Source organism: Phytohabitans sp. LZ39 (assembly GCF_059359075.1).
This window is the reverse complement of record NZ_JCADBM010000001.1, coordinates 179,727-195,692: the sequence shown is the minus strand read 5'-3', so window position 1 is coordinate 195,692 and position 15,966 is coordinate 179,727. Positions and strand designations below refer to the sequence as shown.

14 protein-coding genes are annotated in these 15,966 nt (G+C 71.1%); 7 read left to right on the top strand and 7 right to left on the bottom strand.

The features are described from left to right. Nucleotides 1–32 precede the first annotated feature (32 nt). From AC5L36_RS00890 to pdhA, 3 genes are read right to left on the bottom strand one after another with little or no spacing between them, the layout of a single operon-like run. Nucleotides 33–1,322, bottom strand: a complete 1,290-nt coding sequence (locus AC5L36_RS00890) for a dihydrolipoamide acetyltransferase family protein (protein WP_441216327.1) — start codon at nucleotides 1,320–1,322, stop codon at nucleotides 33–35. 5 nt (nucleotides 1,323–1,327) lie between these two features. Next, nucleotides 1,328–2,305 carry an alpha-ketoacid dehydrogenase subunit beta gene (locus tag AC5L36_RS00885; protein ID WP_441216329.1) on the bottom strand — a complete coding sequence of 326 codons (978 nt, stop codon included), beginning with the start codon at nucleotides 2,303–2,305 and terminating at the stop codon, nucleotides 1,328–1,330. Continuing rightward, nucleotides 2,302–3,459 carry a pyruvate dehydrogenase (acetyl-transferring) E1 component subunit alpha gene (gene pdhA / locus AC5L36_RS00880; RefSeq protein WP_441216113.1) on the bottom strand — a complete coding sequence of 386 codons (1,158 nt, stop codon included), beginning with the start codon at nucleotides 3,457–3,459 and terminating at the stop codon, nucleotides 2,302–2,304. The genes AC5L36_RS00885 and pdhA overlap by 4 nt, the downstream gene beginning before the upstream one ends. Nucleotides 3,460–3,874: 415 nt before the next feature. Between pdhA and AC5L36_RS00875 the strand changes: the two genes are divergently transcribed. Further along, nucleotides 3,875–4,552 carry a hypothetical protein gene (locus tag AC5L36_RS00875; protein ID WP_441216114.1) on the top strand — a complete coding sequence of 226 codons (678 nt, stop codon included), beginning with the start codon at nucleotides 3,875–3,877 and terminating at the stop codon, nucleotides 4,550–4,552. Further along, nucleotides 4,549–4,995, top strand: coding sequence for a VOC family protein (locus AC5L36_RS00870; protein WP_441216115.1), 447 nt, complete (start codon nucleotides 4,549–4,551; stop codon nucleotides 4,993–4,995). Before AC5L36_RS00875 ends, AC5L36_RS00870 begins: the two co-directional genes overlap by 4 nt. Here AC5L36_RS00870 and AC5L36_RS00865 read toward each other — a convergent pair. Genes AC5L36_RS00865 through AC5L36_RS00855 form a run of 3 tightly spaced genes read right to left on the bottom strand, consistent with a single transcriptional unit; the run spans nucleotide 4,988 to nucleotide 10,371 of the window. After that, on the bottom strand, nucleotides 4,988–6,202 hold the full coding sequence (locus AC5L36_RS00865; protein ID WP_441216116.1) for a hypothetical protein: 1,215 nt from the start codon (nucleotides 6,200–6,202) through the stop codon (nucleotides 4,988–4,990). The two genes, AC5L36_RS00870 and AC5L36_RS00865, sit on opposite strands and share 8 nt — an antisense overlap. 57 nt (nucleotides 6,203–6,259) lie before the next feature. Continuing rightward, on the bottom strand, nucleotides 6,260–7,915 hold the full coding sequence (locus tag AC5L36_RS00860; protein WP_441216117.1) for a GTPase: 1,656 nt from the start codon (nucleotides 7,913–7,915) through the stop codon (nucleotides 6,260–6,262). Further along, a complete protein-coding gene (locus AC5L36_RS00855) occupies nucleotides 7,912–10,371 on the bottom strand; it encodes an ABC transporter (RefSeq protein WP_441216118.1) in 2,460 nt (819 codons plus the stop codon). Before AC5L36_RS00855 ends, AC5L36_RS00860 begins: the two co-directional genes overlap by 4 nt. 427 nt (nucleotides 10,372–10,798) lie before the next feature. On the opposite strand from AC5L36_RS00855, the gene dnaK reads away from it, so the two are divergent. The 5 genes from dnaK (at nucleotide 10,799) to AC5L36_RS00830 (ending at nucleotide 15,410) form a co-directional block, all read left to right on the top strand. After that, nucleotides 10,799–12,694, top strand: a complete 1,896-nt coding sequence (dnaK, locus tag AC5L36_RS00850; RefSeq protein ID WP_441216119.1) for a molecular chaperone DnaK — start codon at nucleotides 10,799–10,801, stop codon at nucleotides 12,692–12,694. Further along, on the top strand, nucleotides 12,691–13,404 hold the full coding sequence (gene grpE / locus AC5L36_RS00845; protein WP_441216120.1) for a nucleotide exchange factor GrpE: 714 nt from the start codon (nucleotides 12,691–12,693) through the stop codon (nucleotides 13,402–13,404). Before dnaK ends, grpE begins: the two co-directional genes overlap by 4 nt. 79 nt (nucleotides 13,405–13,483) lie before the next feature. Further along, nucleotides 13,484–14,659 (top strand): molecular chaperone DnaJ, encoded by a 1,176-nt coding sequence (dnaJ, locus tag AC5L36_RS00840; RefSeq protein WP_441216121.1) that lies wholly within the window; start codon nucleotides 13,484–13,486, stop codon nucleotides 14,657–14,659. A gap of 19 nt (nucleotides 14,660–14,678) precedes the next feature. Continuing rightward, entirely contained in the window at nucleotides 14,679–15,113 is a 435-nt protein-coding gene (locus AC5L36_RS00835) for a heat shock protein transcriptional repressor HspR (protein ID WP_441216331.1), read from the top strand. A 51-nt stretch (nucleotides 15,114–15,164) separates the two neighbouring features. Next, complete coding sequence (locus AC5L36_RS00830; protein ID WP_494907207.1) at nucleotides 15,165–15,410, top strand: antitoxin; 246 nt, start codon at nucleotides 15,165–15,167, stop codon at nucleotides 15,408–15,410. Nucleotides 15,411–15,497: 87 nt separating this feature from the next. Here AC5L36_RS00830 and AC5L36_RS00825 read toward each other — a convergent pair whose 3' ends face one another. Next, entirely contained in the window at nucleotides 15,498–15,929 is a 432-nt protein-coding gene (locus AC5L36_RS00825; RefSeq protein WP_173057268.1) for a hypothetical protein, read from the bottom strand. Nucleotides 15,930–15,966 lie beyond the last annotated feature (37 nt).

Genomic DNA, 15,966 nt, shown 5'->3' with positions numbered 1-15,966 from the left:
TATTAGGTGAGGTCGGCCACCCGCCGAACAAACTAAGACCAAGCCAGGAGTGTGGCCTCCGGATCGGTGAGGAAAGCGCCTACATCGCGGAGGAACTTGGACCCTTGCTCGCCGTCGATGACCCGGTGGTCGAACGAGAGGCCGAGCGTCGTGACCTGGCGCACACGGATCTTGCCCTTGTGCACCCAGGGCGCCTCCTTCACCATGCCGAGCGCCAGAATCGCCGACTCACCAGGCGGCAGGATCGGCGTGCCGGTGTCGACGCCGAAGATGCCGACGTTGGTGATGGTGAAGGTGCCGCCGGACATGTCGGCCGGCGAGGTGCGCCCCGACTTGGCGGTCTGCACCAGCTCGGTCATCGCGTCGGCGAGCTCGCGCAGCGACAGCCGCCCGGCGTCCTTGATGTTGGGCACGATGAGGCCGCGGTCGGTGGCGGCGGCGATGCCCAGGTTGACGTACTGCTTGACGACGATCTCGTCGCCGGCCCACGTCGAGTTGACGATGGGGTGGCGGCCGATCGCCAGCAGGACCGCCTTGGCGACCACCAGCAGTGGGGAAATGCGCACATCGCGCCACTCCGGCAGCGTGCGCAGCCGGTCGAGCGCCTTGATCGACCGGGTCATGTCGATCGTCAGGAACTCGGTGACGTGCGGCGCGCTGAACGCCGACGAGACCATGTTTTCCGCGGTGAGCTTTCGCACGCCCTTGACCGGGATGCGCTGCTCACGCTCGGACGAGAAGGCCGGCGCGGCCGCGGGAGCCGACACCGCCGCCTGCACGTCGTCGCGCGTGATCGAGCCCTGCGGGCCGGTGCCGGTCAGGCCGGCGAGGTCGACGCCGAGGTCTCGGGCGAGCTTGCGTACCGGCGGCTTGGCGAGGGCCCGCGCCGGAGGCGCTGGCGCCTCCTCGACCGGCGGAGGCGGCGGGGGAGCGGGAGCTACCTCTACCGGAGGCGGGGAGACCGCGGCGGTACTCCCATTTGCTTTTCGGGGGCGACGCGACGCCGCGGCCGTCCGCGGGCCGTAACCCACCAGGACCGGGGTGCGCTCGGGCTCGGCCGGCGGCTCGCCGGCGTCCGGGTCGGTGTCGATCGAGATGATCGGGGTGCCGACCTCGACTGTCGTGCCCTCTGCCTGGTGGATCGCGTGGACCTTGCCGGCCCACTTGGCCGGGATCTCGACCGCGGCCTTGGCGGTCTCGACCTCGACGATCGGCTGGTTGAGCTCGATGGTGTCGCCCACGGCCACGAGCCACTTGAGGATCTCGCCCTCGACAAGGCCCTCGCCGAGGTCGGGGAGGGGAAACTCCTTGATCCGCGACATCCCGCTCACCAGCCGAAGGTGCGGTCGACGGCGTCGAGCACCCGGTCGAGGTCGGGCAGGAAGTCCTCCTCCAGCCGCGCGGCCGGATAGGGCGTGTCGAAGCCGGTCACCCGCAGCACCGGCGCCTCCAGGGAGTAGAAGCACTCCTCGGTGATCCGGGCGGCGATCTCGGCGCCGAGCCCCACGTTGCTGGGCGCCTCGTGCACGACCACGCATCGGCCGGTGCGGCGCACCGACTCGTAGACCGGCTCGAGGTCGAGCGGCGACAGCGTGCGCAGGTCGAAGACCTCCAGATCGCGGCCATCCTCGGCCGCGGCGGTCGCCGCGTCGAGGACGGTGCGCACCATCGGGCCGTAGGCCAGCACCGTCGCGTCGGTGCCGGGGCGCAGCCGCCGCGAGGCGTGCAGCGGGTAGGTGGCCTCCGTGTCGACGTCACCCTTTTCGTGATAGCGCCGCTTGGGCTCGAAGAACACGATCGGGTCGTCGGAGGCGATGGCCTGCTGGATCATCGTGTACGCATCCTGCGGCGAGCTGCACGCCACCACCTTGAGGCCGGCGGTGTGCGAGAAGTACGCCTCGGGCGACTCGGAGTGGTGCTCGACCGCGCCGATGCCCCCGCCGAACGGTATGCGGATCACCATGGGCACCTTGACCTTGCCCTGCGACCGGTAGTGCATCTTCGCGACCTGGGAGACGATCTGGTCGTACGCCGGGTAGACGAAGCCGTCAAACTGGATCTCGCACACCGGGCGGTAGCCGCGTATCGCGAGGCCGATGGCGGTGCCGATAATGCCCGACTCGGCCAGCGGGGTGTCGATGACCCGGTCCTCGCCGAAGTCTTTTTGCAGGCCGTCGGTGATGCGGAAGACGCCGCCCAGCTTGCCCACGTCTTCGCCCATGATGAGCACCTTGGGGTCTTGCTCCAAGGCGCGGCGGAGACCGGCGTTGAGCGCCTTGCCGATGGTGAGCTTTTCGGCCATCAGTGCGCACTCCCCTCGAACGAGTCCAGGTACTCGGCGAGCCGCTCCCGCTGGGCGTCCACCAGGGGTGAGCCGTTGGGATAGGCGTGGTCGAAGAGGGTCAGCGGGTGCGGATCAGGCATGGCGAGCACCCGCTCGCGCAGATGAAGGGCCTCCTGCTTGGCCTGCTCGTCGACCTCGGCGATGAAGTCGGCGTCGGCGATCTGCTGCTTTTCCACGAACGCGCGTACGCGGGCGATCGGGTCTTTGGCCGCCCACTCCTCGACCTCGCTGGCCACGCGGTAGCGCGTCGGGTCGTCGGTGGTGGTGTGTGCGCCCATCCGGTACGTGTACGCCTCGATCAGGGTGGGCCCCTGCCCGTGGCGGGCGCTGTCGAGCGCGGCCCGGGTCACCGCGTACGTGGCGAGCACGTCGTTGCCGTCGACCCGCAGGCCGGGGAAGCCAAAGCCGTCCGCCCGCCGGTAGAGGGGGATGCGGGTCTGCTTTTCGATCGGCTCGGAGATCGCGTACTGGTTGTTTTGGCAGAAGAAGACGATCGGCGAGTGGAACACGCTGGCCCAGATGAACGCCTCGTTGACGTCGCCCTGCGAGGCGGCGCCGTCGCCGAAGTAGCAGATCACGGCCTCGCCGTCGTCGCCGCCGACCTTGCCGTCCTTGGTGATGCCCATGGCGTATCCGGTCGCGTGCAGCGTCTGAGCGCCGATCACGATCGTGTACATGTTGACCTTGAACTCGATCGGATCCCACGCGCCCTGGTCGACGCCGCGGAAGAGGCTGAGCGGCATGATCGGGTCGATGCCCCGGCAGTAGAGCACGCCGTGCTCGCGGTAGGTGGGGAAGGCCATGTCCTGCGGCCGCAGGGCCCGCCCGGAGCCCACCTGCGCCGCCTCCTGCCCCAGCAGGCTGGCCCAGATGCCCAGCTCACCCTGGCGTTGGAGGGCGGTGGCTTCGGCGTCGAGGCGGCGGATCACCACCAGGTCCCGGTAGAGGCCCCGGTACTCCTCGTCGGTGAAGTCGACCGTGTACTCCACGCCGTCGGCGCCGACGGACTTTTCGATCCGCTCCCCGTCCGGGGTGAGTAACTGGACGAAATCCGGCGCTGGTTCGCCGGCAACCTCCTTGCCGCGGGCTGGAGCTCCGCGGTCGCCCTTCGCCATCCGTCTCTCCCTGTCGTCGGTGCGGCTGCCGGGGGTGTCCCGGACCGCGCGGCTCGGTCGCCACGCCTAGCCCGGGTGTGGGTTGCCGCGTGGCGGTGGCGGCGGACCGTCTCGTGATCACCGCGGCTGGGCGGAGACTACGGCGGCGGTGCCGTCGGGTCCATATTCGCAGAGGTGAGGAGGCTCTCTATAGAGCCACCTCAGATCCGGCGGCCGCCATCTTCATCTGTTGGCTGGTAGTGGCGTATTTCCCCTCTTCGGTCAAGGCCACCAGCAGTGGGCCAAGATCGCCACTGGGAGCGGATTGGGCGGATTAAGGCGGAAAGTTGGCACATTGACACGCCCGCCAGCGGTGGCGCTGTGTGTCGCGTTGGCCCACTCTGTGTGAGGACCTTGACGCAAAGGAGCTTCGGTCGTGCCGCAGTCCGGGGACAGCCCGGTGCCACTGCTCGTTCGCCACCGGCGGACGGGCGGCACACACGTCGCGGTGCGGCGGGTCGCCGGCGTGCACCGGGCAGGCGGCCTGGCAGGTCCCACCAGGCGGTACACGGTGATCGTGGTCATGCTCGCCACCATGTCGTCACTGCCGATCATCGCGGCCATCGGCACCGGCTCGGCAAACGTGGGTGATTCGGTCGACGCGAGCGGCACCACGCCGTTCATCGCGCCGCCCTCCGAAGGGCCGGCGGTCGTGCCGCCGCCCCCGCCGCCCACCGTGCCGGTCGAGGTGCCCGTGCCGGCGGGCGTGGCGGAGCAGCTGCGCGCGGTGGCACCCAAGCGGGAGCCCCGCCAGCGACGCCCGGTGCGAAAGCTCAAGCGGCCGGTGCGCGCCACCGAGTCGGCGCCCGCGCCCGCACCACCCCGGCCGAGCAGGCCGGTGAAGCCGACGAAGCCCTCGCCTTCGCCTTCGCCGTCTCCCTCGCCCACGCCGTCGCCGCGGCCGCCGCTCATTCCCCGGCCGCCGCTGCCATCCGCGCCATATGTGCCGCTGCCACCGTCGGCGAGCCACTCGGTGCCGCCCACCGGACTGCCGACCTGCTGGCCCGATCTCGATGCCTGCCTGTCGGATCCGAGCGCTAGCGTCCGGCCATGACTGTTCACTATCAGGTGACGTTCTCGACCGCCGATCCGCACGGGTTGGCGGCGTTCTATGCCGAGGCGGTCGGCTACGTGGTGGAAGACCACTCCGCCCTGATCAAGTCGTTGCTGGAGCAGGGCCAGACCACCGAGGCGGAGGTGGAGACCGTCGACGGGCGGCTGCGCTGGCGCAAGTACGCGGCGATCCGTGACCCCGAGGGCCCATTCGACGAGTTCTCCGGCGCCGGCCGCGGCGGGCGGATGCTCTTCCAGGACGAGCCGACACCCAAGACCGCCAAAAACCGGCTGCACCTCGACCTGCACGTCGGTGACCGGCAGGCCGAGGTGGTCGAGCAGCTGACCAAGCTCGGCGCGCGCCGGCTGTGGGACGCCTCGCTCGGCCCGATGAGCTGGGTCACGATGGCCGACCCCGACGGCAACGAGATCTGCGTCAGTTGAGGTCGTCGCGGTTGGCCTCGAGCCAGGCGTCCAGGGCCGCCGGGTCGCTGGGGTCGATGCCCTCCGCGATCAGCTGGGCCACCGCCGCCGTGGCAGGGCTGCGCCGCTCGCCGGTCGTGTAGAGGCGGACGAACTCCGGCACCATCTCCTCGATCGCGGCGTCGGTGCGTTCCGCCGCCGTCGCGGGCAGGCCGCGCTGACGGTTGGCGTATTTGGCCCAGGCCCGCACCACGCGCGGCAGCATCGCGGCGTCGTCCATGTCGAGCACCGCCCGCCGGTGCACCCAGTCGAGCAGAAAGAGGCCGGCCACCGCCGGGCTCCACCGCATCGGGTCCGGGTCGGGAAACGTCGCCGTGTGGTCGAAGACCAGGCTGAGGCAAAAGTGCAGCGACGGCAGCTCCGCCTCGGAGACGTGGGTCAGCCCGAAACGGGCCGCCTCCGAAGAGTCGAGAAACCGGCGTACCAACTGCGTGCGTTCGTCGGGCGAGAGCGGCTCGGGCTCGGCCGGCACCGCGGCGAGCGCGGGCGCGGGCAGCAGCGCCAGCCGGGCGCCGGCCAGCGCGCGGTCGGTGGCGAGCGAGCCCTCCTCCGGCAGGTTGGTCAGGCCGTCGGTGATCCGCAGATGGCGGGCCACCTCACCGCGGAGCCGGCGGGGGTCCTCCTCGCGAAACCAGGTCAGCTCGTCGCCCGCGCACATCTCGCGCACCTGCTCGAGGATGCGCTCGGCCGGCCCACCCACGAAGACGTCCTTGGTGATGCCGATGTTGTGGTCGACCAGGGCCACCACGGCGTGCTCCGGCCCGCCCGAGTCGCGGTCGTCGTAGGCGAAGGTGGCCAGGTAGGAGGTCTGGTCGCCCCACACGTCGCCGTACGCGTACGTGCCGGTCAGGCGTACCCGGCCGAGCTGGTCGGCCCACGACGGCGCCTGCGGCCCGCGCTTGACGGTGGCGGCGCCGGGAGCCTCGGGCACGAGCGTGGCGAAGATCTCCCGGATGGTGGTCGCGGCTGCGGTGCGGCGACGCGAGGTGGCGGCCAGAAACGCGCTCACGAAGTCACGCACCGCGCCGGCGCGGTCTTCTTCGGCGATGGCGTAGACGCTGCCCAGCAGGGCGGTCCCGAGCATCTCGGCGTCGAGCGCGCAGTCCAGCTTGGTCACGTCACGCGCGGCCCGGAGCACCGCGTCGTATGGAGTCGTTGGCGTGGCCATGTGCCAGACCCTACGCCCGCTCGCGGCGATCAAATACAAAAAGTGCGGCCGGGACCGTCACGAGCGGGCGGAGTCGAGCGCCTGCCGGGCCTCCGCGTACGAGTGCAGGACCGTGCGCACCGGCGCCACGATGTGCTCGCGGGCCACCTCGGTGACGGCCGCGCGGAGCCGGTTTTCCGCACGCCGCCGCGCCCGCCGGGACGCCTGCCGGATCAGCGGGCGCACGAGCAGGCTGAGCAGGAGCCCGAACAGCAGGCCGCCGAGCAGCATGACGGTGGGCAGCGGCACTACGCCGACCTCGGGATAGTCGAGCGGTGGCAGGCCGAGCACCCGCAGGGCGTACCCGACGACCAGCCAGAGCAGCCCGGCCAACGCGGCGAGCGTGACAAGCCACTGCAACCCACCGACCGCCCGCCACCAGGTGGGGCTGTGGTCCATGTGGATATTGGTGCTGGCCACCGCCTTGTCGAGCGCGTCGGGTACGTCGTGCAGGCGCGAGCGGGCGGCCGTGTTGACCGCGGCGGACCAGGGCGCGGGCAGCGGCGTGGCGGCCCGGTCGGCGACCGCGCGCACCGCGAGGCCGACCGCGGCGCGCTGGGCGGCGTCCGGATCCGGGACCGAGGTGGCGCCGATCGGGGTGCCCGGCTCGACCGGCCCCTCGGGCAGATGCAGCCGGCGCAGCGGGTCGGCCCGCAGCCGCCGCCAGCCGCGCACGATCGGCCAACCGGTGGCCCGTGCGGCCCGGTGCTGGTATGCCCGCTCGGTCGCCTCGGCCACCGCCGGCACGCCCGCCGTAACGGCGAGCGCGTCGGTCAGCCCGCGCACGGTGTTGCGGTCGATCTCGTCCTCGGCGACCGCCGCTCCGACCACATCGGACAGCTGGTCGACCACGGTGTCGACGTCGCCGGAGAGGCGCCGCAGGGACGCCTGGCGCTCGGCGACGGTGTGTTCGAGCAGGCCGCGCAGCTCGGTGATGGCCCGCTGGTGCAGTGCGGTGGTGGCCAGCAGCGGCACGCCGTCGAGCTCGTCGGCGTCGAGCAGCTTGCGCAGGTCGTCGAGGACCCGCTCCACCTCGTCCTGGGGGAGCCGGTCGGCCTGGTTGAGCACCACGACCGTGACGTCCTTGTGGTTGCGAAACTCCCGCAGGTAGCGCGTGTGCACCACCCGGTCGGCGTACTTTTGCGGGTCGACCACCCACACGACAAGGTCGACAAGGCCGAGGAGGCGGTCGACCTCCAGCCGGTGCGAGCGCTCCACCGAGTCGAAGTCGGGCAGGTCGAGCAGCACCAGGCCGCGCAGCGCCGCCTCGTCGTCGCCGTCGAGCGCGCTCTCCCGGATGAACCGGTGCCGGGGCAGCACACCGACCCAGTCGAGCAGCCGGTTGGCGCCCTGTAGGTTGCCCCACACACAGGCGTGGGCCATGCCGGTCGTCGGCCGCCGCACGCCCACGGGCGACAGGTCGAGGCGGGCGAGCGCGTTGAAGAGGCTGGACTTGCCGCTGCCGGTCGCGCCGGCGAGCGCGACGACGGTGTGGTCGCGGGAGAGCGCGAGGCGTGCACCGGCCCGCTCGACAACGGTGTGTGCCGCGATCAGCCGCTGCTCCGGCAGGTGGCCGGCGACCACGCGGACGAACCTGTCGATCGCCTCCACCCGCCCGGCGAGCCGGTCGGCGTCGATCCGCTCCTCGCCGCGCAACCTACTCAGAAGGCTCACCTATCCACCCCCGGGAGGGTCAGGCCGGTGCCGCTGGTCAGCTCCGCCTTCGCCCGCATGTACTCCACCAGGGCGGCCGCGTCGCGCAGGTCCTTGCCCGGGTCGGCGCTGATGCCGGCCGCGATGAGGCGGTCGGCGTACCGCCCGGCCTCCGCGTCCAGCAGGGCGTTGGTGCGGGCGATCAGGTCGTCGCGGGCCTTCGCCGCCAGCCTGCGGATCGCCTGATCACCAAAGATCGCTTCGAGTACCTTCTGCGCCGCGACCGTGGTGCCGCCGGCCACCGCCACCTCCGCGCCCGTGGGGATGAACGCCGTCGAGGCGAACACCCCGATCATGACGAGCAGCCCGGTGGCGTTGACCGCGTAGGCCGCTCCCCGGGCGGTCGCGCGCTTGTGCCCCGCCTCCTTGCGGATCAGCTCCAGCACGCCGCGCTGCCAGTCGCGGACCAGCCGCTCGGCCCGCTCGGCCAGGTCGGGGCTGGGCCGGCCCAGTGAGGGCTCAAGGAGAGCGGCGCCGGCCGGGTGGGCCTGCCAGCTCGTATAGGCCGTGTCGGCCGCGTCGGCCGCCGCGCCGCGGATCAGCGTGACGAGGTTGGCCTCGATCGCCGACTTCAGCTCGCGGCCCGGCTGGGGGCGGCCGGTGAACGCCGCGACGATCCGGTCGCGCAGCCGCCCCACCCGCGCCTCCAGGGTGCGCAGCAGCTCGCCGGTGCCGACGAACTCCTGCCACCGGGCGAGCACCTCGCCGCGCAGCAGCCGCCCGTCCTGCACGCCCTGGGAGACCGTGCGGCGGCTGGCCCGGTACGCGGTCCGCACCCGTTCGTCGAGCGCGTCCGCCGTGGTCACCTGCTCGTCCGCCGCGGACGCCAGCCCTTCCACCGCGGGTACCAGCGCGGCGAGCGCGCCGTCGAGCGTCTGCCGCACCACGGCAGCGCGGGTGGCCGCGTCGGTCGCGATCCGCTGGAACCACTCGCGCAGCGGAGCGGTCACCCCCTCGGGCAGCAGCCCTTGGCGGTCCACTTCGGTCTCCGGGAGCACGAAGAGCGGCGCGGTGTCGAGGCCGTGGATGGAGAGCATCTCCAGCAGGTGGGCGGTGACCTCGTCGGTGGCCTCGGACGGCACCCGGTCGAGCACCAGGGCGGTCACCGTGCCCCGGTAGCGCGCGGTCTGCAACAGCTCCCACGGGACCGCGTCGGCGTACCGGGCCGCGGTCGTGACGAAGAGCCAGAAGTCAGCGGCAGCCAACAGCTGCGCGGCGAGGGCCCGGTTTTCGTCCACGACGGAGTCGATGTCGGGCGCGTCGAGAAAGGCCAGCCCGGGCGCCAGCGCGGGCGCCGCGACGATTTGCAGCGAGTGCGGGTCGGCGGTCGCCTCGGCCGTGCGGGTCAGCCCCGGCAGCAGGTCGCCGCGGCGAAACCACTGGGTATCGGCGGGATTGCAGACGAGTACGGGCGTGCGCGTGGTCGGTCGCAGCACGCCGGCCGGGCTGACGGGCGCCCGCACGAAGCTGTTGACCAATGTGGACTTGCCCGCGCCGGTGGAGCCGCCGACCACGACGAGCAGCGGCGCGTCGAGCCGGGCCAGGCGGGGGAGCAGGTAGTCGTCGAGCTGCCCGAGGAGGGCCGCGCTGACCCGGCGGGCGTCTTCGGCGGACGGCAGGACCAGCGGATAGGCCGAGCCGGCGATCGCGGACCGCAGCCGGCGGAGCGCCGAGGCGATCTCCGCGCCAGTGTCGTCGTCGTTTTCGGTGTCGTCGTCTCCGTCGGCGGGCGCGGCGAGCAGGGGCGGCGCCGGGTCGTCGGCAGGGACGACCGGCTGGACCCGCAGGGCGGGCTCGAACGTCGGCTGCGTCTTGGCCGCGACCGCCGCGGGTGCGGGTGCCGCCTCCGCCTCGGCCTCCACCTCCGCCGGGACGGCGTCGCTGGCGCCGGGCTCGCTGGCGCCGGGCTCGCTGGCGCCGGGCTCGCTGGCGCCGGGCTCGGAGGCGCCAGGCTCGTTGGTGATGGGCTCGGTCGGGGTGGCGTCCGCCTTGGCGCTGTCCGGCTCTGCCGCGGCCTCAGCCGGGGCCATCTCCGCCGCGTCGGCCATCTCAGCCGCCGGAGCGGGCACGCCAGGCCCGGCGGCTTCGGCCGCTCCCACGGGCGCTTCGATCGGCGCGTCGGTCTTGCCGACCACGGCGGTCTCGGCGGCGGAGCCAGTTTCGCCGGGCGCTTCGGCCTCGGCACCCTCCGGCGCCTTCGCGGGGGTCTCGGTCGCGTCAGCCGCTGCCGGCTTCGGGGGCGGCTCGGGTGAGTCGGGCGCTTTGGACGACTCGGGCGGATCGGTCGCTCTCGCCTCGGCCGCCGGTGTTGCTTCGGCGGCCGCCTCCTTAGAGGGCTCCTCGTCGGCCGGGGGCTCGGCGGTCGGCTCGTCCTCGGCGGTCGGCTCGTCCTCGGCGGGTGGCTCCGCCTCGTTCACCGTCGGGTCTGTGCTCTTTTTTGTGGTTTTCGGGTCTTTGTCCTGTGCGGCTGCGGACGTCTCGCGCTCAGCGTCAGACTCGGTGCCGGTGCCCTGGTCAGGCCCCGGCTCCGGACTGGCCGGCGGCTCCTCGGGAGTCACGGTAGGCGTGCCAGATCTGCCCGCCGGCATGTCACCGTGCGACGTCACGGGTAAAGACTGCCCGATCCACGCATCGCAGACAACAGGAACCGTGCCGCTTCCGCTCGCCTTTGCCCGTTTCGGGAGGGCCCGGGTCGCGCGCTCGATTCATCAGGATCTACGTGTGGGCAACGTTGCGCGTGTCGGACTCAACCTTTGACTTGACGCTGACGAAGCCCGTGGCACTATTGAGTCCGGTCCACTCAACTTGACACAAAGACTCACGTCAGAAGCGAGGGAAGCGAACATGGCACGTGCGGTCGGCATCGACCTCGGCACTACGAACTCCGTCGTAAGCGTGCTCGAGGGTGGCGAGCCCACCGTCATCGCGAACGCCGAGGGATCGCGCACCACGCCGTCGATCGTCGCGTTCGCCCGTAACGGTGAGGTGCTCGTTGGTGAGGTCGCCAAGCGCCAGGCGGTGACCAACCCCGACCGGACCATCCGTTCGGTCAAGCGGGAGATGGGCTCCAACTGGAGCATCGACATCGACGGTAAAAAGTACACCCCGCAGGAGATCTCCGCGCGGGTGCTGATGAAGCTCAAGCGCGACGCCGAGTCCTACCTCGGCGAGCGGATCACCGACGCGGTGATCACGGTGCCGGCGTACTTCAACGACGCGCAGCGCACCGCCACCAAGGAGGCCGGCGAGATCGCGGGCTTCAACGTCCTCCGGATCGTCAACGAGCCGACCGCGGCCGCGCTGGCGTACGGGCTGGACAAGGGCACCAAGGAGCAGACCGTCCTGGTCTTCGACCTCGGCGGTGGCACGTTCGACGTGTCGCTGCTCGAGCTCGGCGAGGGCGTCATCGAGGTGAAGTCCACCAGCGGTGACAACCACCTCGGTGGCGACGACTGGGACGAGCGGATCATCGACCACCTGGTCAAGACGTTCCGCGGCCAGCACGGCGTCGACCTGTCGCAGGACAAGATGGCCATGCAGCGGCTCAAGGAGGCCGCCGAGAAGGCCAAGATCGAGCTGTCCGCGGCCACCACGACGAGCATCAACCTGCCGTACATCACGGCCGGCCCGGCCGGTTCCGACGGCAGCCCGTCCGCGCCGCTGCACCTCGACGTGACGCTGACCCGGGCCGAGTTCCAGCGGATGACGCAGGATCTGCTCGACCGCTGCAAGGGCCCGTTCGAGCAGGCGATCAAGGACGCCGGTGTCAAGCTGGCCGACGTCGACCACGTGATCCTGGTCGGCGGCTCGACCCGTATGCCGGCGGTCTCAGACCTGGTCAAGCAGCTCACCGGCCGGGAGGCCAACAAGGGCGTCAACCCGGACGAGGTCGTGGCCGTCGGTGCCGCGCTCCAGGCCGGCGTGCTCAAGGGCGAGGTCAAGGACGTCCTGCTGCTCGACGTGACGCCGCTGAGCCTGGGCATCGAGACCAAGGGCGGCATCTTCACCAAGCTCATCGAGCGCAACACCACGATCCCGACCAAGCGCTCCGAGGTCTTCACCACGGCTGACGACAACCAGCCCTCGGTGCTGATCCAGGTGTTCCAGGGCGAGCGCGAGATCGCGGCGTACAACAAGAAGCTCGGCACGTTCGAGCTGACCGGCCTGCCGCCGGCGCCGCGGGGAGTGCCGCAGATCGAGGTCACCTTCGACATCGACGCCAACGGCATCGTCCACGTCAACGCCAAGGACCTGGGCACCGGCAAGGAGCAGTCGATGACGATCACCGGGGGCTCGGCGCTGCCGAAGGACGACATCGACCGGATGATGCGCGACGCTCAGGAGCACGCCGACGACGACAAGCGGCGCCGCGAAGAGGCGGAGACCCGCAACCTCGCCGAGCAGCTCCAGTGGCAGACGGAGAAGTTCATCGCGGAGAGCGGCGACAAGCTGCCGGCCGAGTCCAAGGACCAGATCAACGAGGCGCTCGGCGACCTGCGCAGCGCGCTGGGCGGCAGCGACATCGAAAAGATCAAGTCTGCGCACGAAAAGCTGGCCACGGTCTCCCAGCAGGCCGGCTCACTCCTCTACGCCCAGCAGGCCGAGCAGGCCGCCCCGGGCGAGCCGGGTGACGCCAACGCCGGTGCGGGTGCGGCTGGTGCCGCCGGTGCCGGTGCCGGTGGCGCCAAGCAGGATGACGTTGTCGACGCCGAGATTGTGGACGAGGACGACAAGAAGTGAGCTCAGCACGAGACGATGGCCAGGCCGCCGAGCGGGTCGTCATCCGTGACAAGCGGAAGATAGATCCGTCCGGCGGCAAGACGAAGGAAGCCGAGACCGCCGAGCCGGACCAGACCGACGCGGCGCCAGTCGAGGCCACAAAGGACAGTGCCACGCCGGACGGCCCGGCCAAGAAGGAGCGCAAGCCCAGCCACGCCGCACCCGAGCCCGACGAGGAAACGTCCACTGTGGATGAGCCCGCGCCGGAGGAAAAGGCCGAGTCGGCCCCGCCGCTGGGCGCCGAGCTGGAGGCGCTGCGCTCCGAGCTGGAGGAGCGCACGCGCGACCTCCAGCGGGTCACCGCCGAGTACGCCAACTACCGCAAGCGGGTCGACCGCGACCGGGGCGTACAGGCGGAGCAGGCCACCGGGCTGGTGATCAGCGCGCTCCTGCCGGTGCTCGACGACCTCGACCGGGCCCGCGAGCACGGCGACCTCGTGGGTCCCTTCGCCGCGGTGGCCGAGCAGCTTGTCGCGGCGCTGGGCAAGTTCGGGCTGACCGCGTTCGGCGAAAAGGGCGACCCCTTCGACCCGACCCGGCACGAGGCGGTCGCGCACCGCACCTCGTCCGAGGTCACCGAACCCACCTGCGTCGAGGTCATGCGCCGCGGCTACCTGCTGGGCGACCGCCTCCTGCGGGCGGCACTGGTAGCGGTAGCCGACCCCGAATAACACCCCTCAGTTGATCAGGGAGTTGGCGTCGGCAGCCCGCCCGCCGACTCCCTGATCAGCAGCAAAGACGGAGGAGCTAGTGAGTTCAAAGGACTGGCTGGAGAAGGACTTTTACGCCGTCCTGGGGGTGCCCAAGTCCGCCTCCTCCGACGACATCAAGAAGGCGTACCGCAAGCTCGCCCGCGAGCTGCACCCCGACCACAACCCCGGCAACACCAACTCCGAAGACCGCTTCAAGGCGGTGTCCGAGGCGTACTCCGTGCTCTCCGACGAGCGCAAGCGCAAGGAGTACGACGAGATGCGCGCGCTGTTCGGCTCGGGCCAGTTCCGGCGCAACGCGCGCGGCGGCGGGTTCGACCCGTCCGACCTCTTCGGCGGGTTTCCGGGCGCGGGTGGCGGTGGCGGTGACCGCAGGTTCGGCGGTGCCGGGTTCTCCGACCTCTTCAGCACGATCTTCTCGGGTGGTGGCGGCGGCGCCACCCGCACCCGCGGGCCGGTGCGCGGGCGCGACGTCGAGGCCGAGGTCGTGCTCGACTTCGGCGACGCCGTACGCGGCATCACGCTGCCCCTCTCGCTCCGCTCGCCGGGCGTCTGCGACACCTGCCACGGCAACGGCGCCAAGCCGGGCACCCAGCCGCGCACCTGCCCGGTCTGCATGGGTTCCGGCCTGACGACACGCAACCAAGGGTCGTTCAGCTTCTCCGAGCCGTGCCGCGAGTGCCAGGGCGTCGGCTCGATCGTCGACGAAAAGTGCCCGGAGTGCCACGGCACCGGTGGAGTGACCAAGACCCGCACGATCAACGTCCGCTTCCCGGCCGGCGTGGCCGACGGCCAGCGCATCCGGCTGGGCGGCCGGGGCGAGCCGGGTGAGCGGGGCGGCCCTTCCGGCGACCTGTACGTGCTGGTCAAGGTCCGCCGTGACGACCTGTTCGGCCGCAATGGCGACGACCTGACCCTCACCGTGCCGATCACGATCCCGGAGGCGCTGCTCGGCACCGACCTGCGGGTGCCGACGATGGACGGCGCGGTGACGCTGCGGGTGCCGCCGGGCACACCTAGCGGGCGCACGCTCCGGGCCCGCGGCAAGGGCGTGGCCCGGCGGGACGGCAAGGTCGGCGACCTGCTGGTCACGGTCGAGATCGAGGTACCGACGGACCTGACCGACAAGGCCCGCGACGCACTGGAGACGCTGGCCGGGGAGATCCCACCCGCCTCGCGGGAACAGTTGGACGCGCGAGTGCGTCGATATGGTTGACCAGAGGAGGTGAGCCGTGGTGGAAGAGGAGTTCTCGATTACCGTCGAAGCCGCCTCCGACGCGAAGGTGTTGATCATCTCCGTCGCGGCACGGCTGGCGGGGATGCACCCACAGACCCTCCGCCAGTACGACCGGCTGGGGCTCGTGCAGCCCGGCCGAGCGACCGGCGGCGGGCGGCGATACAGCGCCCGTGACGTGGCGCTGCTGCGCGAGGTGCAGCGGCTGAGCCAGGAAGACGGCGTCAACCTCGCCGGCATCAAGCGGATCATCGGGCTCGAGCAGCTCGTCGCCGAGCTCCAGGAGCGGGTGAGCGAGCTCGAGGCCGCGCTGGGTGAGGCCTACCAGCGGCTCGCCGAGTACGAGGCCGGTGCGTACCCCCGCCGGGGTGATCTCGTCCCGACCACCCGCACCTCCAACGCGCTGGTCGTGTGGCGGCCACGCCGCTCCTCCTGATCAGCGTTTCCGCAGCGCAGGCGGTCCCCGTCGACTAACCTGACCTTTGGCTTGGACGGCACATTCCGGGCCAAAGGCAAAATTGAGGAGGGGTCAATGGGGATCGCCGATTCTTTTAAGGACAAGGCTGACCAGGCCATCGACAAGATCGGTGGCGACCGGGCCAAGCAGGGCGTAGAGAAGGCCGGCGACAAGGTCGACGACATGACCGGCGGCAAGTACGCCAGTCACGTCGACAAGGGTCAGGACGCCGCGTCTGACTACATCGACAAGATGGACGACGACTCGAACCGCTGAGTTTTGTCGGCGCGAAATGGCGACAGCGCGCGGGCGGGGATCCACGGGGGGTCCCCGCCCGTCTCTTTTGTCAGGATCGGGTGGAAATCAGGCCAAGCGGCGGGACTGCCGTACGAGGCCGCCCTCGCACCAGTCGTGGTAGTCGAAGAGGTCGGGCTTGGCGAGCAGCACGCGGCTGTTGTGCGCCCAGGTGACCATCAGCTCGTCGCCGTACTCCTCGGCCTGCTCCACCAGCTTGCGCAGCCGCCGCTTGGGGTGGGCGCGGAAGTTGGTGCGGATGCCGTCGGCCGCGTAGATGTACAGGCAGTGCAGCGCGAAGCGGCGGGCCGGGCACGAGCGGTCCATGGCGAGGTCGAAAAGGGTGCCGATCAGGCGGTCGCCGGACACGAGCAGATCCCAGTCTTGCGGCATCGTCTGAAGCGGCACCGAATCGGGCTGGTAGGCCCAGGCGCGCAGCTCAGCCGCAGTGGGATCGACAGCGTTGGCGAAGCCCCTAAATGTCGACTGCTGTAAGGTCACCCGCCGCTCCCCTCGCGAGCATGCCCCCGCAGCCCCG